Raw genomic sequence first — 21,286 nt, 5'->3', positions numbered from 1 at the left:
AATGGCAGAAATAAATCCGGCAGAAGTATCTGCGATCTTAAAACAACAGTTGGCCAACTTCGATACTCAATCAAATGTTGAGGAAGTAGGTACCGTTTTGACCATCGGTGATGGTATTGCTCGTGTATACGGGTTAGAAAATGTACAGTACGGTGAGTTGGTAAAATTTGCTAGTGATGTAGAAGGTATCGTACTAAACTTAGAAGAAGACAACGTAGGGGTGGCTCTTTTAGGTGAAAGTAAATTGGTAAGAGAAGGAGATACAGTAAGAAGAACAAACAGAATCTCTTCTATCAAAGTAGGAGAAGGGATGTTGGGTAGAGTAGTTGATACTCTAGGTAACCCAATCGACGGTAAAGGACCTATCGAAGGTGAATTGTACGAGATGCCATTGGAAAGAAAAGCTCCTGGTGTTATCTACAGACAGCCGGTAACTGAGCCTTTACAGACAGGTATCGTTGCGATTGACTCTATGATTCCTGTAGGAAGAGGTCAGAGAGAATTAATCATTGGTGACAGACAGACAGGTAAAACTACTGTTGCTATTGATACAATCATCAACCAAAAAGAATTTTTTGACGCTGGTCATCCAGTATATTGTATATATGTTGCAATCGGGCAGAAAGCTTCTACAGTAGCTCAAATTGTTAAAACTCTTGCAGATAAAGGAGCTTTAGCATATACTGTAATCGTTGCTGCGAATGCTTCAGATCCGGTTCCAATGCAGGTTTATTCTGCAATGGCAGGTGCTTCTATCGGTGAGTTCTTCAGAGATACTGGTAGACCTGCACTAATCATTTATGATGATTTGTCTAAACAAGCAGTAGCTTACCGTGAGCTTTCTCTACTTTTGAGAAGACCACCGGGACGTGAGGCTTACCCTGGAGATGTTTTTTATCTTCACTCAAGATTATTGGAAAGAGCTGCAAAAGTAATCGCTGATGATACAATTGCAAGTCAAATGAATGATTTACCAGAGTCTTTAAGACCAATCGTAAAAGGTGGAGGTTCATTAACTGCACTTCCAATTATTGAAACTCAGGCGGGTGACGTTTCTGCATATATCCCGACAAACGTAATCTCTATTACAGACGGACAGATTTTCTTGGAAACTGACTTGTTCAACTCAGGGGTTCGTCCTGCAATCAACGTAGGGATCTCGGTATCCAGAGTTGGAGGTAATGCTCAGATTAAATCTATGAAGAAGGTTTCTGGTACTCTTAAATTAGACCAGGCTCAGTATAAAGAATTAGAAGCGTTTGCTAAATTCGGTTCAGACCTTGATGCTTCTACTTTGGCGGTGATCTCTAAAGGTGAAAGAAACGTAGAGTTATTGAAACAGCCGGTAAATTCACCACTTCCTGTAGACACTCAGGTTGCGATGATTTATGCAGGTACAGAGAATTTGATGAGAAACGTTCCTGTTAAAAAAGTAAAAGAATTCCAGATTGAATATATCGCTTTCCTAAGATCTAAGCATCCTGAAACAATGGCTGCTATTAAAGCCGGGAAAATCGATAACGATATCACAGGTGTTCTTAAGCAGGCTGCTAATGATTTAGCTTCTAAATATAATTAATATTTGGTTTTTAGTGTTAAGTGTTTAGTTTTAAAATTTTCTAAAGCTAAACACTAAACGCTAAACACTAAAAACTGTTACAAAATGGCAAACTTAAAAGAAATACGAGGAAGAATCAGTTCAATTTCATCTACGATGCAAATCACACGTGCTATGAAAATGGTTTCGGCAGCGAAACTAAAAAAAGCACAGGACGCCATCGTAATGTTAAGACCGTATTCTGAAAAATTGCAGGAAATTATCCAGAATGTAAATTCTAGCTCAGATCCTGATCAGGTTTCTATTTATGCTCAAAAAAGAGAAGTTAAAAGAGTGCTTTTCATTGCTGTAACCTCAAACAGAGGTTTGGCAGGTGCTTTTAACTCAAATATTGTGAAAGAACTGAATATTCAGTTTCAAAACAATGATCAATACGAAATTGAAGTTCTTACCATTGGTAAAAAAGCATATGATGCTGTGAGAAGAGGACGAACTGTTTTTTCTAATGAAAGCAATGTCTTTGACAAATTAAGTTTTGATGTAGTTTCCAATGTTACAGAATCTGTGATGAGTAGTTTCAGAGAAGGTAAATTTGATGAAGTGTATGTAATTTACAATAAATTCATCAATGCTGCTACGCAAGAAGTGATGACAGAGAAAGTTCTTCCGATTTCTATGGTAGAAACAGAAACTGCTGCTGCAGAAACTCAAACAGAAACAGATTATATTTTTGAACCGGACAGAGCAGAGATTTTAGATAATTTGATTCCAAAATCAATCAAAACTCAGGTTTTCAAAGCAGTGTTAGATTCTGTAGCTTCAGAACACGGAGCCAGAATGACAGCCATGCACAAAGCAACAGACAATGCACAGGAACTAAAGAATGACTTGGTCATTTTCTACAACAAAGCAAGACAGGCGGCTATTACAAACGAGATCTTAGAAATCGTTTCAGGAGCAGAAGCTTTGAAAAATTCGTAATAAATTATTCAAAAAATATTAAAGCATCGATATCTTCGGTGCTTTTTTTGTTAGTATTATTTTGTATATCTTTGTATAATAAATTATAATTTCTAAATGGACTCTGACATAGTCAGGCTTTTACTAGCCTTATTTCTTGTTTTATTAAATGGCTTTTTCGTGGCCGCAGAATTTTCAATCGTTAAAGTTCGTTATTCTCAAATTCAGATTAAAGCTGCCGAAGGCGATTCGATGGCAAAACAAGCTGAGCACATCATCAAACATCTTGATGAGTATCTCTCTGCAACGCAGTTGGGGATTACATTGGCATCTTTAGCATTAGGTTGGGTTGGTGAAAGCGCAATGCATCATGTGATAGACAATTTGTTTCACTCTCTGAATATAAATTTTGCTGAATCTACAGTTACAACAATTTCTATTGTCATCAGTTTCTTGATTATTACGGTAATGCACATTGTTTTTGGTGAATTAATTCCAAAATCTATCGCAATCAGAAAAGCTGAAGCTACAACAATGGCTACAGCAGTTCCTTTGAGAGTTTTTTATACAGTTTTCAAACCATTTATATGGTTGATGAATTTGATGTCAAACGGAGTTTTAAGATTAATGAAAATTCATCCTGCTTCCGAACAGGAAATTCACTCTACAGAAGAACTTCAGCTTTTGGTAAAACAAAGTGCCGACAGCGGTGAAATTGAAGAAGAAAACTACGAAATTATTAAAAATGCATTTGATTTTACAGATCACTCTGCAAAACAAATCATGGTTCCGAGACAGAATATTACGTCGATAGATTTTGCGGATGATTTAAATGAAATCATCAATAAAATCATGGATAGCGGATATTCCAGAATTCCGGTATATGAAAACTCAATCGATAATATTATTGGAGTATTTTACACCAAAGAAATCATCCGGGAATTCGTTAAAAGAAAAGGAGTTCTCAGTCATGAAGACTTGAATGAATTGATGAGAGAATCTTTCTTTGTGGTCGGAAGCAAGAAAATTTCAGATCTTTTGAAGATTTTCCAGCAAAAAAAACAACATTTAGCGATCGTTATTGATGAATTTGGGGGAACTGAAGGAATTATTACACTAGAAGATATTTTAGAGGAGTTGGTAGGTGAGATTCAGGATGAAGAAGATGATGAAGAAAAATTAGTTGACAAAGTGGGACCAAACACTTTTTGGGTAAAAGCTACGCAACCTTTGGATGAAATTAACGAATCTTTGCCTAAGAAATTGACTGTTTCTGAAGAAAGTGAATACAATACCTTAGCAGGCTTTATTTTGCACGCCTTAGAAGATATTCCTGAAGAAAATGAGGAATTTGATTTGGAAAATTATCATTTCAAAATCTTAAAAATGAATAACAAGAGTGTTGAAATGGTAGAATTGATTTATATTGAACCTAACAATATCGTTGATGATATTTTAGACAAATTAGGAGAAGATTAAAATTTTAATACAATGATTTTTTATAATACCATAAAAGATTACGAAGATCCAAAACGTCAGTACGAAGAAGAAGTTCTGGTTTTGGATGAGACCGATGAAGTGTACAAATTGATTTTGCACAACGATGATATCCATACTTTTGATGATGTGATAGAAGCATTAATAGAAATTTGCAAACATGATCTCATACAAGCCGAGCAGTGCACAATGCTTGTTCATTACAAAGGCAAATGCACGGTAAAAACAGGATCAATGGATGTTTTGAAACCCATGCACGAAAAATTAATTTCAAGAAGCTTAACGAGCGAAATCGTATAATAAAAACTCCGGCAATTTTGTCGGAGTTTTTTTTGAATCTAAACTCAATTCTAAATTCTTATTTCTGACATCTCATTTCATCTAAAATAGTATATTTGTACAAACTATATAGAATGCTTGTAATAGGAATTGCGGGAGGAACAGGATCCGGCAAAACTACGGTTGTTGATAAAATCATTCAGCAGCTTGACATTGAAGGGATGAATATTTTGTCTCAAGACAATTATTATCACGATAATCACAATCTTACACTGACAGAAAGGGAAGCGCTGAATTACGATCATCCTAAGTCAATAGATTTTGAACTTATGCTGAAACACGTAAAAGCATTAAAAAACAATGAAGCGATTGATCAGCCTGTTTACAGTTTTGTAACCCATTCCAGAACGGGTGATCACGTTATCGTTGAACCAAAAAATGTATTGGTGGTAGAAGGAATTTTGGTTTTAACGAATAAAGAACTGATAAAAGAATTTGATTTAAAAGTCTTTGTACACGCAGATTCAGATGAAAGACTGATCAGAAGAATCAGAAGAGATACCCAGGAAAGAGGAAGAGATCTGAACGAGGTTTTGCACCGTTATCAGACAACTTTGAAGCCGATGCATCAGGAATTCATCGAACCCTCAAAAAATGAAGCCGATTTGATTATTCCAAATATGAGACAGAATTCTGTGGCAATAGATTTTCTAACGACTGTTATTAAAAATTCACTGAGAAAACACTAGAAAAATGGCCGAAAAAGAATTAATTAAAGAAATCCAACCCAAATCGGAAACAATCAGATTTCTTCAGAAATATGTTTTGAATAAATATGTGATTGCAATATGTCTTTTTCTGGTCTGGATGGTATTCTTCGATAAGACTTCGTTTTTGGTAATCAACGAGCTCAACGGGGAAATTAATAAATATGAAGAGCAACTCGATTATTATAAAACAGAATATGAAAAGAATGATAAATTCTACAAAAAACTGATGAATAATAAATCTGAGAAAGAGAAATACGCCAGAGAAAATTATTTCATGAAAAAACCTAATGAAGAAATTTTCATATTAGTCGTAGACAGCACCAATATCGCCAAGAAATAATATCAAAGTGATTGTGAATAATCATTTAGCCTTGCTGTCAATTTTAAAATAATCTGCGAATAACAATTACGCATTATCTATTACTTATTACCTATGTCAAAAGATACATTTGAAAACTGGGAAAATCTTGTTAAAAAACAACTTAAAACCGAAGATATCTACACCATTCTGAAAAAAGAAAATTTGGAAGGAATTGATGTAAAACCTTTTTATAATTCTGTTGCAAAACCATTGGTTAATCTTCCGAAAGTGGAAGAAAATACACATTTGGTAGCAACGTATCACGAAACTTTAGAAGATGATGTTTTTGCATTTCTACTAAATGAAAATGTTGAAAATCTGGTAGAAAAAACTATTTTTATCAACAACAAAGCTTTGGCAGAACATATCAGTCCAGAAGATAATGACCAGTATTTTTCGCTGATTGATGTTTTTGATGAAAACAATGCGGTGATTGATGATCAGTTGGTGAAAGAATTATTAGCTAAAAATTTCAAAAGATCTATTGGTGTTGATGTTTCAATTCATCAAAACGGTGGTGCTTCTATCGTTCAGCAACTAGGAATTGCTTTGTCAAAAACAAAAGAATTGGTGGAATTGTATGGAGAAGAAATTCTAGAAAAAATTCTATTCAGATTAGCTGTTGGAGGAAATTATTTCTTTGAAATGGCAAAAATCCGTGCATTTAAATTGGTTTTTAATCAACTTTCAAAAGAGTATAATTTAGATGATATTCCATACATTTTTGCGGAAACTTCCTCGAGAAATAAATCGGTTTCAGACAGTGAAAATAATTTGATTCGTTCTACTTTAGAATTGGCTTCGGCAATGATTGGTGGTGCAGATGCTGTTTTTAGTACCAATTATCAAATAGGAAATAACACCGAAAATTCCGAAGAAATTTCATTCAAGCAACAGATTGTTCTTGCTTACGAAAGTATTATCAACGTGTTTGAAGATGCCTCAAACGGAAGTTATTATGTTGAAGACATCACACAGCAAATCGCAGAAAAATCATGGCAGTTCTTTCTAGAAATAGAAGCAACCGGCGGTTATTTGGAATCTTTAAAGCAAGGAATTCTTCAGAAGAAAATCTGTGAACAAGCTATTAACGAGCAGAAGTGGGTTGAAGAAGGAAAAATAAAGCTGATTGGAGTCAATTTATATCCAAAATTGGATGTTAAAAAATCTGTAGAAGAGCTTTATGATGTAAAAGAAATTAAAGCGGTTCGTTGGGCTGAAATGTTTGAATAAAATATAATGAATATGAAAAGAAATTTGCTTCTATTTTTTCTAGTTATCTATTCATGCTGTTTTGCACAATCAGCAGATAGCTTACTTGGAAAATGGTCGGGGAAGGATAGAAGTAATAAAATTGGCGCATTTACATTTTTCCCGGATAATTATGTCGCTGTGGAAATTAATGATATGGTTATTGATGGAAGAAATTATATAATTCCGGCAGGTCCAAATAAAGGCAAAAAAGCTAACGTTAAATATTCTGTAGATTTTTCTGCTAAGCCATATAAGTTAAGTATCAATGCTTTTTATAAGGATCAAAATGATGCTATTGAAGAAAGTCAATTTCTAAATGGTTTAATAGAATTTGTTGGTAAAAATCAATTATTGATACAATTAGATTTTGATAAAGAAAACTTGGAAAAAATAGATCCATCAGCTAAAAGCACTCTTGTTTTAAATAAAGTTGAAAAACTCTAGTAATGAAAGAAAAACTGACTGATCTATTTGAATACACCTATCATTTCAACAATGAAATGATAAAAATTATTTCAGAAAATATTTCAAAAGTTGACGATAAAACAATCAGTTTAATCAATCATACGTTAAACGCACAGCAAGTCTGGAACTCAAGGATTCTAAACGAAAATTCTTTTGAAGTATGGCAAATCAATGATTTGGAAAATTTAATGGAAATTAATCATCAAAATTTTTTAAAAAGCATACAAATTATTGAAACTTCAGATTTAGATCAGAAAATCGAATATCAAAATTCAAAAGGTGTAACGTTTGAGAATACTGTTTTTGAAATCCTTTTTCAGGCGATCAATCATTCAACCTATCACCGAGGACAAATTAATTCCCTCTTAAAGCAAAATGGAATTGAACCTGTTTTAACAGATTATATTTTCTACAAAAGGTAAGTCTGTGAAAATTCCAATTTTAAACAAAGAAATTCAAAATTATATCAATGCAAATCTACATTCAGATCTGCATTCTTTATTATTAAAAAAATCACCGTTTCCTGAAGTTTCTATGCAGGAGATCGTTCAGCAAATTAAAGGCAAACAAGTCGCACAGAAAAAGTTTCCGTTTCTATTAAAAGACGGAATTATTTTCCCACCACAGCTCAGTTTAGAGCAATCTTCATCAGAAAAAACAGCCGTTTATAAATCTAAACTTTTAAAAGGAAAGAAATTTATTGATCTGACGAGCGGTTTTGGAATTGATGCATACTATCTTTCCAAACATTTTGATGAAGTTATTTTGGTCGAACAAAATCCTGAACTTTTACAAATCGTAGAACATAACTGGAATATTTTAAATAAAAAAGCACAGTTTATCAATCAGAAACTTGAAGATTTTCTTCATGACAACAAAGAAAATTTTGATGCCATTTACCTTGATCCTGCGCGTAGAGACAATCAAAAAAATAAAGTCTTTTTACTAGAAGATCTCTCGCCCAATATTCTTGATATTCAGGATACATTGCTTTCTGTTTCTCAACAAGTGGTAATCAAACTCTCACCTTTGATTGATTTGAAATATCTCGTTTCAGTGCTGAAGAACATTTCCAGAATTGATATTATTGCTGTGAAAAATGATGTGAAAGAAATTGTTGTTTCACTTTCTCAGGAAAGCTCAGAAGCTATTCACTGTCATTGCGTTAATCTTGAAAGTGAAGAATCAGAATTTCAATTTCAGTTCGGAGATGAAGAAAATGCAAATGCAGAATATTCTGAGCCAGAAAAATTTATTTATATTCCCAATAATACCGTTTTAAAAGCCGGAATTTTTAATTTAATTTCAGAAAAATTCAGTCTTAAAAAATTACATCCGAATACACATATTTACACCTCAGATATTAGAATGGAAAATTTTCCGGGAAGAATTTTTGAGATGGAAGTTATTGAAGGTAAGCAAATTAAAAAGAAAAGCCAGTTTAATATTATTTCAAAAAATTATCCTTTGAAACCGGAGGGAATTAAGAAAAAATATGGTCTGAAAGATGGCGGAAATGACTATGTTATTTTTACACAATCCAAAAAAGGAAAATTAATATTAAAATCAGTCTGAAAATGTTGCCGAAAAATGCAATATTTCTTACTTTTGGGCAATCAAAAATTTAGAAATGAAAAAACTAATTATATGTTTAGCAATTGCTACGGTAGCAGTAAGCTGTAAAAAAATTCAGGCTGGAGGAAATAAAGCGACTTTGAAGTTGGAAGAAGGGGTAGAAAGATATTCTGACGACGAGCAAACAAGCGGACGTGAAGAAGATCTTGCTGATAAGCATACTGATGCTGCTCATGAAGAACATAAAGTTGATACTCTAAAGACTGACAGTACGAGAGCTCAAAAGTCTCCGGAGGTTACCACTTCAAGATTAGAAAAACCTTCTGTTGAACAACACTAATTATCTCTAAAAAATATAATAATCCTGCACTTGTGTGGGATTTTTTTGTTTTAAATGATCCGCACAGATAAAACCTTGTTTTTGTTTGTTCAGACAGCCCAATTTTTTTAAATTTATCAAAATTAAATAGACAATGCAAGAGACTTTAAATTACATCAACGAAAACAAACAGCGTTTCGTGGATGAATTGTTTGAATTATTAAGAATAGCTTCAATTTCAGCCGATCCGGCTTATAAAAGCGAAGTTTTATTATGTGCAGACAAAGTAGCAGAACATCTTAAAAATGCAGGTGCAGATGAAGTTGAAGTTTGCCAGACAAAAGGCTATCCCATCGTTTTCGGAGAAAAAATCATAAATAAAGATTTACCTACAATTTTAGTATACGGTCATTATGATGTACAACCACCGGATCCTTTAGAATTATGGAGAAAGCCCCCTTTTGAACCTTATATAGAGAAAACCGAAATTCATCCGGAAGGAGCAATTTTTGCAAGAGGTTCTGCAGACGACAAAGGACAGTTTTTTATGCAGATCAAAGCATTTGAGGCGATGATGCACACCAATACATTGCCTTGTAATATTAAATTTATTTTTGAAGGTGAGGAAGAAATCGGTTCCGTAAGTTTAGGTGATTGGGTAAAAGAAAACACGGATAAACTGGCTTGTGACTGTATTTTGATTTCAGACACCCATATTTACAGTAATGAACAACCTACTGTGACTACGGGTTTAAGAGGTTTGAGTTATGTAGAAGTTGAAGTAGAGGGACCAAACAGAGATTTACATTCGGGATTGTATGGCGGAGCTGTTCCAAATCCTATTCATGTTCTTTCCAGAATGATTGCTAAATTGATTGATGAGGACGGACAAATCACCATTGATGGTTTTTATGACAATGTAGAAGATGTTTCAGATGAAGAAAGGGCTGAAATGAATAAGTTGAAAGATAATCCTGAAGAATTCAAAAAATCAATCGGTTTAAGCGGAGTAGAAGGTGAAGCAGGTTACACCACTTTAGAAAGAACTTCCATTCGCCCAACCTTAGATTGTAACGGGATTTGGGGTGGTTATACAGGTGAAGGTGCAAAAACAGTAATTCCTTCTAAAGCCTTTGCGAAAATTTCTATGCGTTTGGTTCCTTATCAGACTCCCAATGAGATTACAGAAAAGTTTACCAAATATTTCGAAAAAATAGCTCCGGATAACGTTAAGGTAAAAGTAACTCCCCATCATGGTGGTATGCCTTACGTTTTACCAAGTGATACAAAAGAATTTTTAGCCGCAAAAAAAGCAATGGAAACTGCTTTTGGAAAAGAAGTTTTACCATACAGAAGTGGCGGAAGCATTCCTATCACCTCAATGTTTGAGCAGGTTCTCGGAGCAAAATCAGTATTAATGGGCTTTGGGCTTGATTCTGATGCAATACATTCACCTAATGAACATTACGGATTATTCAATTTCTACAAAGGAATTGAAAGTATACCTTTATTCTTTGAAAACTATTCAAAATAGCAAATATGAATCCTTAAGAATTTTTTCTTAAGGATTTGTTAATTTTAACACTTTATTTTTCATAGATGTCTCTTAAAGTTATTATATTTACCAAAAATAATTAAATTTAAAAATATGAGAAAAATTCTATCTTCTTTATTGTTGACTTCTGCAACAATGATGATATTCGGACAAGTTTTAGTAAGTGAAAATTTCAGTACACTTACCTCTGGTAATTTAGCAACTGATGTTACAGGCGTTACAGCAGGTCAAAGTGGTTATAAGATTTTTAATGGAACACCAGCAGACTTTCAGATTACAACAATTGATGCTTCACATTCAAATTCTTTACAAATTACAAGTGGTAGTGGATTTAGCTCAACTGCAAACACATTTAATCGTTTTGCGTTTAAAGATATAACACCTGTTACCGCTAGTACTGGAAATAATATATTGAAGGGGTCTGTTGAAATTTATACAGGTCCAGCTACTGGTGCTGGTAGATTTTCTGCGGATTTGTATGACGCAACCAATGGTATTGTTGGAATAGGATATGATTATGCAACAAAAAAGATTGTTGGTAAAGCAAGATTAACATTAATTTCTACAGGTGTTACTTCTTATTTTACAATTACGTTAACTCAATTAAATACTTATCCTGCAAATACATGGGTATCAGTATCATTCACTTATAACAAAACGACAGGTGCATATACTTGGTATACTCCCGAAGGAGCATTTACTTTTACAAATACATTATATAGTCTATCTCCGGGGCTAGATCCTGTAGAGTATGATTTTGTATCTTCAACTTTGACTGGAAATACAATAGCTAATCAGGCATCGGTAGATAACTTTAATTTAATATATACTAATGCTGCGACATTAGGAACGCAAGACACTAAAATAGTCGGAAATGTAGGGATAGCTGTTTATCCCAACCCAACATCAGACATCCTAAACATCAAAACAGAATCTAAAATCAACGCAGTTTCTGTTGTAGATATGACGGGTAGAAAAGTAAATGTAAAATTAGAAGGGAATCAAGTTGATGTAAGAGAACTTCCTGCTGGAAATTATTTAATTAATATTGAAACTAAAGACGGTATTTCTACTGAGAAATTCATTAAGAAATAAATACTGACAAATCTTAGTATACTTAAAACGCTCCAATTGGGGCGTTTTTGTTATTTTAGAGAAAAAAAATAATAGTATTATGATTGAAAATAAAGTCGCATATATTACAGGCGGAACCAAAGGAATAGGTTTCGGTATCGCTGAAATTTTATTAAAAAATGGAATTTCAGTTGCATTTTCAGGAAGAAATAAAGATGATGTAAAAAAAACTGAAACTGAATTACAAAAGTTTTCTCAAAATGTTTTAGGGTTAGTTTCTGATGTCAGAAATTTGGAAAACGAAGAAAAAGCAGTTCAAGATACTATTGAGAAGTTCGGGAGGCTAGATTTTGTGATTGCTAATGCAGGTTTAGGGATTTTTAAGCCTGTGGACGAACTTACTTCCGAGGAATGGGATTCTATGATTGAAACCAATCTTACAGGTGTTTTCCATACTTTAAAAGCTACAGTCAGTGAATTGAAAAAAAGCGAAGGTTATTACATCACCATTTCAAGTTTAGCAGGAGCTAGTTTCTTCGAAAACGGAACGGGTTACAATGCTTCTAAATTTGGAGTAGTAGGCTTTACACAGGCAGCTATGATTGATTTAAGGAAGTATAATATCAAATCAACAGTAATAATGCCGGGCTCGGTGGCTACAAATTTCAACGGAAATACTCCTTCGGAAAAAGATGAATGGAAAATTCAACCGGAAGATATGGGGAATTTAGTGCTTGATATTTTAAAAATGAATCCAAGGGTTTTACCTAGTAAGATTGAGTTTAGGGCTTCAAAACCAAAATCTTAAAACATATAATGCGCTGAATAATAATTATATAAGTATTATGCATGCATAATATATTTTTTATTTATATTTACAAAACTTAACAAACAAAATTTCTTCGGCAATATTTTCAGCTAAGAAATATATACAGACATATAAAAGCTGAAAGCTTATGTCTCTCAAATAAAATAATTTAAACAACATATGAAAATATTAGTTTGCATTAGTAGTGTTCCTGATACTACTTCTAAAATTAACTTTACTGCAGATAAATCTGCTTTCGACAAAAACGGAATTCAGTGGGTGATCAATCCGCTGGATGAATTTGCACTTACAAAAGCGATAAAATTGCAAGAATCTCAAGGTGCAACAGTAACGGTGATGAATGTAGGTGATGCTATTACAGAGCCTGTTATCAGAAAAGCTCTGGCAATTGGAGCGAATGACGCAGTAAGAGTAAATCTTGATCCTAAAGACAGCTATTCTACAGCAAAAGAAATTGCTTCTGTAGCTCAGAATGGTGGTTATGACCTGATTCTTTGTGGTAAAGAATCTATTGATTACAACGGTGGTTCTGTTCCGGGAATGGTTGCTCAGTTATTGAATCAGCCTTTCGTGAATGCCTCTGTTGGTTTAGATGTTAGTGGAAGCGAGGCTACGGCTGTAAGAGAAATTGAAGGTGGTAAAGAAACTATCTCAGTTAAATTGCCTGCAGTAATCGCAGGACAAAAAGGGTTAGTAGACGAGAAAGATTTGATCATCCCAAACATGAGAGGGATTATGTCTGCAAGAACAAAACCTTTGCAGGTTATTGAGCCTACTTCGTCTGAAGTGAAAGTACAGGGAGTTTCTTATGACAGTGTTCCGCCAAGAGCAGCAGTAAAAATAGTTTCTGCAGATAATTTGGATGAGTTGGTAAGACTTCTTCACGAGGAGGCAAAGGTTATCTAATCTTTATAATCATTAAATTTTTTAATCTTTAAAGTTATTTTAAAATGGCAGTATTCGTATACGCAGAAAATATAAACGGAGTTTACAAAAAAGCAGCTTTTGAAGCAGTTTCGTATGCTAAAGCGGTTGCAGATCAAGCGGGAGAAACCGTTACGGCAATCTCTGTAAACCCTACAGATTCTTCAGATTTATTGTATAAATATGGAGCGACAAATGTAATCAACATCAAAGACGAAGGTCTTAAGAATTTCTCGGCAAAAGCATATGCACAGGCTGTAAATGAAATTGCAGACGGAAATATTCTTGTTTTTCCTCATACTACAGATGCTTCTTCAGTAGCTCCAATGTTGGCTGTAATGAAGAATTTTTCTTTAATTACAAACGTTTTGGAAGCACCGGAAAGCCAGTCTCCATTTCAGGTAAAAAGAAAAGCTTTCTCAGGAAAAGGATTTATGCATGCAAAAGCAGAAGGTACCGGAGTAATTCTTACCGTGTCTCAAAATGCTTTCGGTGTTAAAGAAAATACTGTTTCTGGTTCTGAAGAAGTGAAAAATCTTTCAGTGGTTAATGAAGATACTAAAGTGATTTCTCATGAGCAAAGTTCAGGAAAACTAGACCTTAAAGAAGCTGAAGTAGTAGTTTCTGCAGGTAGAGGAATGAAAGGTCCGGAAAACTGGGGAATGGTAGAAGAATTGGCGAATGTTTTAGGCGCTGCTACTGCTTGTTCTAAGCCTGTTTCTGACATCGGATGGAGATCTCACTCAGAACACGTTGGGCAGACTGGTAAAGCTATTTCACCAAATTTATATATTGCAATCGGTATTTCCGGGGCAATTCAGCATTTGGCTGGAGTCAATTCTTCTAAGACTATTGTTGTAATTAATAATGATGCTGAAGCTCCGTTCTTCAAATCAGCTGATTACGGTGTAGTAGGAGATGCTTTCCAAATTATTCCTGCATTAACAGAGAAAATTAAAGCAATTAAGGGATAAAAGAGTGAATTGTGAATAGTCAATTCGTTACGCTTGTCAATTTTTAAATAAATTAATTCACTTGCGAAGCAAAATTCACTATTGCACTTTCACAAGCATAAACAATATAGATAAAAGCTCGGCTTCCGGGCTTTTATTTTTTGTCTAAAAATTAAAACCTACAATAAAAAATTAATTTATATTTGTAGCCATGGATTATAAGCAACTAATCATTCGCGGAATATCGTATAGCCAGACCCAATCGGGAGCGTACGCTTTGTTATTAGAACATGAAGAAACAAACGTTAAATTGCCCGTAGTTATAGGGAATTTTGAAGCACAATCCATTTCGTTAGGCTTAGAAAAAGACATTCATCCGCCGCGTCCTCTTACGCACGATTTATTTACTAAATTTATAGTTTCTGCCAATTTTGAATTGATATCAGTGATCATTTATCAGATCGTTGACGGCGTATTTTTTTCAAACATCAATTTTAAAAACTCGGCAACTGAAGAAGAGTTGATATTAGATGCAAGAACTTCAGATGCCGTTGCAATGGCAGTACGATTTGATGCACCTATTTTTACAACCCAACAAGTATTAAATGAAGCCGGAATTTTACTTGAGTTGGATGATACTTCAAAAGAAGAAGATGTTTTTTCCGAAACTATTGGAGGAGAAGAAGAAGACGATTTGAAGAATGTTTCTATGGAAGAACTGCAGAAATTGTTGGAGGATGCAGTAAAAGAAGAAGATTTTGATACCGCTCTGGAAATTCAGGAAGAGATCAAAAGAAGAAAAAAGAAAATTGATTAAGAAATTTTTACATAAAAGATGAATTTAAAATTACGATTGACCATCCTTAGCTTTCTGCAGTTTTTCGTTTGGGGAGCCTGGCTTATTACATTTGCCAATTATTGGTTCGGAACAATGCATTGGGGAGTAGATCAGTTCGGAATTGTTTTCATGACGTTAGGAATTGCTTCCATCATCATGCCTGCAATTACAGGGATCATTGCTGACCGATGGATGAATGCAGAAAAACTATACGGAATTTTACATTTAGGATATGCTATTTCCTTGGTGTGTTTACCTCTGGTAGATAATCCCACCACCTTTTTTTGGGTGATGCTGGTTGCAATGCTATTTTATATGCCTACCATTTCGCTATCCAACTCTATTGCGTATTATGTTTTGAAAAATAATAATTTCGATGTGGTAAAAGTTTTCCCACCCATAAGAGTTTGGGGAACTTTAGGCTTCATTGCTGCTATGTGGATTACAAATTTGACAGACAATAAAGCATCCGCAAACCAATTTTATATTGCAGCAGCTTTTGCGGTAGTTCTTGCCATTTATTCTTTCACATTACCTGCCTGTAAACCTCAGAGTCTTATTCCTAAAGATGCACCTCTTTCTGAAAAATTAGGATTGAATGCTTTCAAACTTTTTGGTAATTATAAATTGGCTTTATTCTTTGTATTTTCTATGTTTTTGGGTGCTGCATTACAGTTAACCAATATGTATGGAGATGTTTTCTTATCAGATTTTGGTAAAAATCCGGCGTATGCAGATAGCTTTGTTGTGAAAAGATCTACGCTCATCATGTCGATCTCCCAGTTTTCTGAGACTGCATTTATTCTGGCTATTCCGTTTTTCCTAAAAAAATTCGGTATTAAAAAAGTAATGTTGATTTCTATGTTTGCATGGGTTTTACGTTTTGCATTCTTTGCTTATGGTGATCCTTATGGATTTGGATTAGGTTTGATTATTCTTTCGTGCATTGTTTACGGAATGGCATTCGATTTTTTCAATGTTTCAGGTTCACTTTTTGTAGAGACTACTACAGATTATAAGATTCGTTCTTCTGCACAGGGTCTGTTTATGATGATGACCAATGGTTTTGGTGCTATTGTAGGCAGTTTCGGAAGTGGCTGGATTATTTCAAAATTTTTCACTTTAGAAAACGGTGATAAAATGTGGCAGGAAATATGGTTGCTTTTCGCCGTTTATGCATTAATCATTACCATTTTATTTGCAATTTTCTTCAAACATAAGCATGATCCAAATGAAATAGCTACCGTTAATCATTAATTTTATTTGTATTTTTAAACATATTAATCATTGCACTTTTAACCAAGGTGCAATTTTTTTTATTTTTAAGGCAACCATTTTACACATTTGCCGTCTTATATATAGAAACTGATACATGAAGAATTTAGAAGAGAATTTTAAACTTGCCAAAAAACAGGATCGGAGAGCGCAGAAAGCTCTTTACGAGTTGTTTTCAGCTAAAATGCTTTCGGTTGCAAATTCTTATACAAATAACATTCATGATGCAGAAGATATTCTGTTAAATGCTTTTCTGAAGTGTTTTAATAAAATAGGGGATTGTAAAGAATGGAAAAGTTTCCCGTTTTGGCTGAGAAAAATTGTTGTTAATGACTCAATAACCTTCGTCAGGAAAAATAAAAATATCTTGTATTCGGATATTGAAATTGCAGATGACTTTCCGGATGATGAAAGTGATGAGGGCATATCTGAAATCAATATTGAAGAGATATTTTCGAATATGCCTACAGGTTACAAACTGATTTTCAATCTCTACGTATTCGAAGAAAAAAAGCATCAGGAAATTGCTGAAATGATGAATATTTCAGAAGGTACCAGCAAAAGTCAGCTAAGTAAAGCCAAAAAGTGGATTGCCGATTATTTAAAAACCAAAGAAAATGGAAAAAAACATACAGAAACAATTAAAATCTGATTACGAAGACCTCGAAATAAAGCCTTCTGCAGATCTTTGGTCTAGAATTGAAGTAGAACTTGATGGGAAAGTAATTGCTGCTCAGAAAACCACTTTTCAGTGGTGGAAATATGCAGCTGTGGTGATTCTTTTAATTTCTTTCGGTGCTGTTTTTTACTTTGATAACGATGCTGATGATAAAAAAGAATTAACGAAATCTGTTATTAAAGATAAAGCTGAAAAATTGAATAGTATCAATGGAGAATCTATTCCTATAGCTGAAAATTTAGTAAAAGCAGAAACTCACAATGTTGATTCTAGTGTAAATTCAATAAACAAAGAAGAAAATTTAAAGCAAACAATTTCAGCAAACTCACAAAATATTTCTGAACCTATTTTTGTTGAGGAAAAATTGAAAGAAAATGAAAATATTCAAATTTCAATTGCTCAAGAAATCGATAATTCTTTAAATCAAAAACCAACGATTGCCGAACATAAAAAAGTGAATTATACCAATGCAGAACAACTGTTGCTGGGAAGAGAATTAGATAAAACCAGAGAAGAAAATCTAAATGAACAAAGGAAATTTGGTGTATTAGATATTAGAAAAATTAAGGGTCCACATTCATTTAAAATTCTGGGATTTACTGTTTATTCAGATTCTCTTCAAACTAGATAAACTTAAAATTTTAGCAGATAAAAAAACTGTTCTGGAAAACGAACAGAACTCTTGTATTGTTTAAAAATCACATATTAAAAACAAAATAATAAACAACTAGGTATGAAAACAAAATTCATCTCACTTGTCACCGTCCTGCTTTTCTCTTTTGGATTTGCTCAGGAAAACCCATCTATGGATTCTCAAATGAAAATCTATTCAGAAAAGATAGACAGTATCATTACGTCTGAGAAATCTAAAATGAATAGCGAGCTTAATGATCTCGATGAAAGTTTTAAAAACAAAAAAATATCTTCTGAAGAGAAACAAAAACAAAAGGCAGACATCGCTTTGAAATATGAAGGAATAATCAATGACAAGGTTGATAATCAGAAATCTGATCTTGAAAATGCAACTAAAGAAATTGTGAAAAATTCTGTTCTGGGAAAAGCTAATAATGCGATTGGATTTGCACAAAATAACTCCCTATTTAGCTTGAAAGATCCTAAACGGACTAAAAAAGAGCTTTTAAAAACTTCTGATATGAATATTGCGTTGGGTTATATAGATCTCACAAAATCAGCAGCATCATTTGCATTAGGAAGTAAATCTTCTCAGATGAAATTTGGTAAATCAGTTTCGGGCGTAATAGAGTTCAGATTCGCAAGACAATTAGGAGCATTAACTTCCCCAGTGTTTTATCGTTTTGGTTTCGGGTACAGAGGTGATACATTTGTTCCAAAAAATTCTCAAATAGCTGATTTTAATAACAATGAAATTTTTTTAACAGACTTCACCAAAGGTAATTTAAAGAAATCTCGTTTTACCAATCACTATATAATTGCACCGTTGGATTTTGTATTTGTATTAAATCCTAAATACATAGTTGAAAACGGTGAGAAAATGTTAGATAATACCAAAGGAAACTTGAGGGTGACAGCTGGTATATACGGAGGTGTACGTGTTTTAACCCAAAATCAGATTATTTATAAAAATGCTGATGACCACAGAACGGTTGACCGTGAAAATATACCTGGTATGGTTAATAATTTTTTATTTGGAGGAAAAATATCTGTAGGATTTGGTGCGCTTAATGTTTTTGTAAAAAAAGACTTTACTCCGTTTTTTGGTGATGATGTCAAAATAAATAACAAATATGGTTTTCAGATTGGTTTAGAATTACTTTACCTAAATTTCTAATTATACATCTAAATTTTATTTTTATTAATAATTTATTAAATTTTCATTAAATATTTTATTAATCTTAAATACTAATAATCAAATATTTGATTTTAAAACACACTTTTTATAAGTGTGTTTTTTTTCGTACTTTGGCTACAGAAGAATGATATAAAAAAATGAAAAATATACAGTTAATTGGATTGATTTTAGTAGTGGTCGGAAGTTTTCTGCCACTCGTTCACGTTCCGATTATTGGAAACTGGAATTATTGGAAAGTTGATCATTATCTGGCGATTGCCTGTTGGGTTTTCTCTGCCATTGCATTGTTTGGAATTCTTAACAGCCATCCAAAAATAGTTAAGGTTTTTAGTATTTTATTGATCCTACTATTTCTTTTTACTATTTTCGCTACAAAATATCAGGCATTTAGCTACTTCAGTTTTCTCCCTTTTAAATCTTGGACAGAGACTTTAGCATCTACTGTCACCTTACAATGGGGCTGGATTGTCGAGTTTTTGGGAGCCGTCATTTTATTATTTGCAGCTAAGAAAAAAGTATGAAAGCATCCTGTATGGTTCTAATGATATTGCTTTTTTTTACATCTAAAATAAAAGCTCAGGAACATTTCCTCTTGCCGGATAATCCCACAAAATGTCATTTGATGAAAGAGGGAAAATTTGTAAGGGAGGGTTATTCAGCCAAAAAATGGAATTGGGTCATCAAAAAGGATACACAGCGAGAGTATACCAATAACGGTAAAGATTACATCAAATATAAAATTGAATACCGTGATGACTGTACCTATACAATGACAGTAACCGGGAAGTCTGATCTTAAAAATCCTGTCAGAATAGGTGATGTGATTACCAATAAAATTATAGAAACAGATCATCAGTTTATTAAAATTTCATCTCAATATTATAATAAAACAGATGAATTTGTCCTTGAAAAAATAGAATAAAATAAAATTAAAATTTATATAATGAAAGAAGTATTCATTGTTTCCGCAGTAAGAACTCCTATGGGAAGTTTTATGGGAAGCTTATCAACAGTTCCGGCTACAAAATTGGGAGCAACAGCAGTAAAAGGCGCATTAGATAAAATTAATCTTGACCCGAAAAACGTTCAGGAAATCTACATGGGGAATGTTTTACAGGCAGGTGAAGGTCAGGCTCCGGCTCGTCAGGTTGCTTTGGGTGCAGGACTTTCAAACGAAACTCCATCTACAACGATCAATAAAGTTTGTGCTTCAGGGATGAAGGCTGTAACGATGGCTGCACAGGCGATCAAAGCTGGTGATGCAGATGTTATTATTGCAGGTGGTATGGAGAATATGTCTATGGTGCCTCATTATTACAATGCAAGAAATGCAACCAAATTAGGAGACATAAAAATGCAGGACGGTATGGTTTTAGACGGTCTTACAGATGTTTACAACAAAGTTCATATGGGTGTTTGTGCAGAGAAATGTGCTACAGATTACAGTTTTACAAGAGAAGACCAGGACAATTTTGCCATAGAATCTTATAAAAGATCAGCAAAAGCTTGGAGCGAAGGAAAATTTGCTGACGAAATTGTTCCTGTTTCAATTCCGCAAAGAAAAGGAGATCCTGTAATTTTTGCTGAAGATGAAGAATACAAAGCGGTTAATTTTGACAGACTTCCAACTCTTCCTACTGTTTTCAAAAAAGAAGAAGGTACAGTTACGGCAGCGAATGCATCTACTTTAAATGACGGTGCTTCTGCTTTAATTCTTGTTTCGAAAGAGAAAATGGAAGAATTAGGATTAAAGCCATTAGCGAAAATAATTTCTTATGCCGATGCTGCTCATGAGCCTGAAAATTTTACAACAGCACCTTCAAAAGCTTTACCTATTGCTCTGAAAAAAGCTGGTTTAGAAATTTCAAATATTGATTTTTTTGAATTTAATGAAGCATTTTCTGTAGTTGGTTTGGCAAACAATAAAATCTTAGGATTAGATGCTGCTAAAGTAAACGTAAATGGTGGCGCAGTAGCTTTAGGACATCCACTTGGGAGCTCAGGTTCTAGAATCATCGTTACTTTGATCAATGTTTTAAAACAAAATAACGGAAAATACGGTGCTGCAGCAATATGTAACGGTGGCGGAGGAGCTTCTGCTATAGTTATTGAAAATATGTAATGATGTTTTTATGAAAGCTAAATATGCCATTTTTGTATTTTTAACAGGCTTTTTAATCAATTTATTTGGTGCCTGGCTAAAAATTACCCATATTTCGTTAGAACGTTTCAATGGAAATATATGTTTAACGATCGGGTCTGTGATTCAAAGTTTAGGCATATTGCTAAT

24 protein-coding genes are annotated in these 21,286 nt (G+C 33.7%); all 24 read left to right on the top strand.

The features are described 5' to 3' along the window. The first annotated feature begins 1 nt into the window (after nt 1). The 24 genes from atpA to ACZZ9T_RS12880 all read left to right on the top strand — a co-directional run bounded on the left by atpA (nt 2) and on the right by ACZZ9T_RS12880 (nt 21,118). Nucleotides 2-1,579 (top strand): F0F1 ATP synthase subunit alpha, encoded by a 1,578-nt coding sequence (gene atpA, locus ACZZ9T_RS12995; protein ID WP_463442432.1) that lies wholly within the window; start codon nt 2-4, stop codon nt 1,577-1,579. Between the two features lie 84 nt (nt 1,580-1,663). Continuing rightward, nucleotides 1,664-2,539: an ATP synthase F1 subunit gamma gene (atpG, locus tag ACZZ9T_RS12990; protein ID WP_463442431.1), complete on the top strand. Its 876-nt coding sequence runs from the start codon at nt 1,664-1,666 to the stop codon at nt 2,537-2,539. A 96-nt stretch (nt 2,540-2,635) separates the two neighbouring features. Then, nucleotides 2,636-3,997 carry a hemolysin family protein gene (locus tag ACZZ9T_RS12985; protein ID WP_463432792.1) on the top strand — a complete coding sequence of 454 codons (1,362 nt, stop codon included), beginning with the start codon at nt 2,636-2,638 and terminating at the stop codon, nt 3,995-3,997. A gap of 12 nt (nt 3,998-4,009) precedes the next feature. Further along, nucleotides 4,010-4,315 (top strand): ATP-dependent Clp protease adaptor ClpS, encoded by a 306-nt coding sequence (locus tag ACZZ9T_RS12980; RefSeq protein WP_463432790.1) that lies wholly within the window; start codon nt 4,010-4,012, stop codon nt 4,313-4,315. 113 nt (nt 4,316-4,428) lie between these two features. Further along, complete coding sequence (udk, locus tag ACZZ9T_RS12975) at nt 4,429-5,043, top strand: uridine kinase (RefSeq protein ID WP_463432788.1); 615 nt, start codon at nt 4,429-4,431, stop codon at nt 5,041-5,043. Between the two features lie 4 nt (nt 5,044-5,047). Continuing rightward, the gene (locus ACZZ9T_RS12970; RefSeq protein WP_463442430.1) at nt 5,048-5,404 is read left to right on the top strand and encodes an FtsB family cell division protein; all 357 of its coding nucleotides are present in this window, start codon (nt 5,048-5,050) and stop codon (nt 5,402-5,404) included. Between the two features lie 93 nt (nt 5,405-5,497). Further along, entirely contained in the window at nt 5,498-6,658 is a 1,161-nt protein-coding gene (locus ACZZ9T_RS12965; RefSeq protein WP_463442429.1) for a methylmalonyl-CoA mutase family protein, read from the top strand. Nucleotides 6,659-6,670: 12 nt separating this feature from the next. Then, a complete protein-coding gene (locus ACZZ9T_RS12960; protein WP_463442428.1) occupies nt 6,671-7,123 on the top strand; it encodes a hypothetical protein in 453 nt (150 codons plus the stop codon). A gap of 2 nt (nt 7,124-7,125) precedes the next feature. Next, nucleotides 7,126-7,566, top strand: a complete 441-nt coding sequence (locus ACZZ9T_RS12955; RefSeq protein WP_463442427.1) for a DinB family protein — start codon at nt 7,126-7,128, stop codon at nt 7,564-7,566. 4 nt (nt 7,567-7,570) lie between these two features. Further along, nucleotides 7,571-8,719 carry a class I SAM-dependent methyltransferase gene (locus tag ACZZ9T_RS12950; RefSeq protein ID WP_463442426.1) on the top strand — a complete coding sequence of 383 codons (1,149 nt, stop codon included), beginning with the start codon at nt 7,571-7,573 and terminating at the stop codon, nt 8,717-8,719. Nucleotides 8,720-8,774: 55 nt separating this feature from the next. Further along, entirely contained in the window at nt 8,775-9,059 is a 285-nt protein-coding gene (locus ACZZ9T_RS12945; protein ID WP_463432778.1) for a hypothetical protein, read from the top strand. 133 nt (nt 9,060-9,192) lie between these two features. Next, the gene (locus tag ACZZ9T_RS12940) at nt 9,193-10,572 is read left to right on the top strand and encodes a dipeptidase (protein ID WP_463442425.1); all 1,380 of its coding nucleotides are present in this window, start codon (nt 9,193-9,195) and stop codon (nt 10,570-10,572) included. Nucleotides 10,573-10,686: 114 nt separating this feature from the next. After that, complete coding sequence (locus ACZZ9T_RS12935; protein ID WP_463442424.1) at nt 10,687-11,688, top strand: T9SS type A sorting domain-containing protein; 1,002 nt, start codon at nt 10,687-10,689, stop codon at nt 11,686-11,688. 79 nt (nt 11,689-11,767) lie between these two features. After that, nucleotides 11,768-12,475, top strand: coding sequence for an SDR family oxidoreductase (locus ACZZ9T_RS12930; RefSeq protein WP_463442423.1), 708 nt, complete (start codon nt 11,768-11,770; stop codon nt 12,473-12,475). Between the two features lie 180 nt (nt 12,476-12,655). Then, complete coding sequence (locus ACZZ9T_RS12925) at nt 12,656-13,402, top strand: electron transfer flavoprotein subunit beta/FixA family protein (protein WP_463442422.1); 747 nt, start codon at nt 12,656-12,658, stop codon at nt 13,400-13,402. 44 nt (nt 13,403-13,446) lie between these two features. Continuing rightward, complete coding sequence (locus ACZZ9T_RS12920; RefSeq protein WP_463432768.1) at nt 13,447-14,394, top strand: electron transfer flavoprotein subunit alpha/FixB family protein; 948 nt, start codon at nt 13,447-13,449, stop codon at nt 14,392-14,394. 190 nt (nt 14,395-14,584) lie between these two features. After that, nucleotides 14,585-15,190: a bifunctional nuclease family protein gene (locus ACZZ9T_RS12915; protein WP_463432766.1), complete on the top strand. Its 606-nt coding sequence runs from the start codon at nt 14,585-14,587 to the stop codon at nt 15,188-15,190. An 18-nt stretch (nt 15,191-15,208) separates the two neighbouring features. After that, complete coding sequence (locus ACZZ9T_RS12910) at nt 15,209-16,468, top strand: nucleoside permease (RefSeq protein ID WP_463432764.1); 1,260 nt, start codon at nt 15,209-15,211, stop codon at nt 16,466-16,468. A gap of 115 nt (nt 16,469-16,583) precedes the next feature. Next, a complete protein-coding gene (locus tag ACZZ9T_RS12905) occupies nt 16,584-17,138 on the top strand; it encodes an RNA polymerase sigma factor (RefSeq protein ID WP_463432762.1) in 555 nt (184 codons plus the stop codon). Further along, complete coding sequence (locus tag ACZZ9T_RS12900) at nt 17,104-17,796, top strand: hypothetical protein (RefSeq protein ID WP_463432760.1); 693 nt, start codon at nt 17,104-17,106, stop codon at nt 17,794-17,796. Before ACZZ9T_RS12905 ends, ACZZ9T_RS12900 begins: the two co-directional genes overlap by 35 nt. A 102-nt stretch (nt 17,797-17,898) precedes the next feature. Then, nucleotides 17,899-18,975, top strand: a complete 1,077-nt coding sequence (locus ACZZ9T_RS12895) for a hypothetical protein (protein WP_463432758.1) — start codon at nt 17,899-17,901, stop codon at nt 18,973-18,975. A 158-nt stretch (nt 18,976-19,133) separates the two neighbouring features. Continuing rightward, entirely contained in the window at nt 19,134-19,517 is a 384-nt protein-coding gene (locus ACZZ9T_RS12890; protein WP_463432756.1) for a hypothetical protein, read from the top strand. Between the two features lie 101 nt (nt 19,518-19,618). Next, on the top strand, nt 19,619-19,918 hold the full coding sequence (locus tag ACZZ9T_RS12885; protein ID WP_463432754.1) for a hypothetical protein: 300 nt from the start codon (nt 19,619-19,621) through the stop codon (nt 19,916-19,918). A 21-nt stretch (nt 19,919-19,939) separates the two neighbouring features. Then, nucleotides 19,940-21,118 (top strand): acetyl-CoA C-acyltransferase, encoded by a 1,179-nt coding sequence (locus tag ACZZ9T_RS12880; RefSeq protein WP_463442421.1) that lies wholly within the window; start codon nt 19,940-19,942, stop codon nt 21,116-21,118. Nucleotides 21,119-21,286 lie beyond the last annotated feature (168 nt).

The sequence above is a fragment of the Chryseobacterium sp. AC417 genome, from assembly GCF_979258215.1.
Note: the sequence above shows the minus strand (reverse complement) of the source record. Positions and strands in the feature narration are given on the sequence as shown.

Bases quoted from the DNA above. Each gene is read 5' to 3' on its own strand.
- ACZZ9T_RS12925 (WP_463442422.1), top strand. From the start codon at position 12,656: ATGAAAATATTAGTTTGCATTAGTAGTGTTCCTGATACTACTTCTAAA.
- ACZZ9T_RS12940 (WP_463442425.1), top strand. From the start codon at position 9,193: ATGCAAGAGACTTTAAATTACATCAACGAAAACAAACAGCGTTTCGTG.
- ACZZ9T_RS12960 (WP_463442428.1), top strand. From the start codon at position 6,671: ATGAAAAGAAATTTGCTTCTATTTTTTCTAGTTATCTATTCATGCTGT.
- ACZZ9T_RS12920 (WP_463432768.1), top strand. From the start codon at position 13,447: ATGGCAGTATTCGTATACGCAGAAAATATAAACGGAGTTTACAAAAAA.
- ACZZ9T_RS12890 (WP_463432756.1), top strand. From the start codon at position 19,134: ATGAAAAATATACAGTTAATTGGATTGATTTTAGTAGTGGTCGGAAGT.
- ACZZ9T_RS12955 (WP_463442427.1), top strand. From the start codon at position 7,126: ATGAAAGAAAAACTGACTGATCTATTTGAATACACCTATCATTTCAAC.
- ACZZ9T_RS12885 (WP_463432754.1), top strand. From the start codon at position 19,619: ATGAAAGAGGGAAAATTTGTAAGGGAGGGTTATTCAGCCAAAAAATGG.
- udk (WP_463432788.1), top strand. From the start codon at position 4,429: ATGCTTGTAATAGGAATTGCGGGAGGAACAGGATCCGGCAAAACTACG.
- atpA (WP_463442432.1), top strand. From the start codon at position 2: ATGGCAGAAATAAATCCGGCAGAAGTATCTGCGATCTTAAAACAACAG.
- atpG (WP_463442431.1), top strand. From the start codon at position 1,664: ATGGCAAACTTAAAAGAAATACGAGGAAGAATCAGTTCAATTTCATCT.
- ACZZ9T_RS12935 (WP_463442424.1), top strand. From the start codon at position 10,687: ATGAGAAAAATTCTATCTTCTTTATTGTTGACTTCTGCAACAATGATG.
- ACZZ9T_RS12880 (WP_463442421.1), top strand. From the start codon at position 19,940: ATGAAAGAAGTATTCATTGTTTCCGCAGTAAGAACTCCTATGGGAAGT.
- ACZZ9T_RS12900 (WP_463432760.1), top strand. From the start codon at position 17,104: ATGGAAAAAAACATACAGAAACAATTAAAATCTGATTACGAAGACCTC.
- ACZZ9T_RS12910 (WP_463432764.1), top strand. From the start codon at position 15,209: ATGAATTTAAAATTACGATTGACCATCCTTAGCTTTCTGCAGTTTTTC.
- ACZZ9T_RS12895 (WP_463432758.1), top strand. From the start codon at position 17,899: ATGAAAACAAAATTCATCTCACTTGTCACCGTCCTGCTTTTCTCTTTT.
- ACZZ9T_RS12970 (WP_463442430.1), top strand. From the start codon at position 5,048: ATGGCCGAAAAAGAATTAATTAAAGAAATCCAACCCAAATCGGAAACA.
- ACZZ9T_RS12980 (WP_463432790.1), top strand. From the start codon at position 4,010: ATGATTTTTTATAATACCATAAAAGATTACGAAGATCCAAAACGTCAG.
- ACZZ9T_RS12915 (WP_463432766.1), top strand. From the start codon at position 14,585: ATGGATTATAAGCAACTAATCATTCGCGGAATATCGTATAGCCAGACC.
- ACZZ9T_RS12945 (WP_463432778.1), top strand. From the start codon at position 8,775: ATGAAAAAACTAATTATATGTTTAGCAATTGCTACGGTAGCAGTAAGC.
- ACZZ9T_RS12930 (WP_463442423.1), top strand. From the start codon at position 11,768: ATGATTGAAAATAAAGTCGCATATATTACAGGCGGAACCAAAGGAATA.
- ACZZ9T_RS12965 (WP_463442429.1), top strand. From the start codon at position 5,498: ATGTCAAAAGATACATTTGAAAACTGGGAAAATCTTGTTAAAAAACAA.
- ACZZ9T_RS12985 (WP_463432792.1), top strand. From the start codon at position 2,636: ATGGACTCTGACATAGTCAGGCTTTTACTAGCCTTATTTCTTGTTTTA.
- ACZZ9T_RS12905 (WP_463432762.1), top strand. From the start codon at position 16,584: ATGAAGAATTTAGAAGAGAATTTTAAACTTGCCAAAAAACAGGATCGG.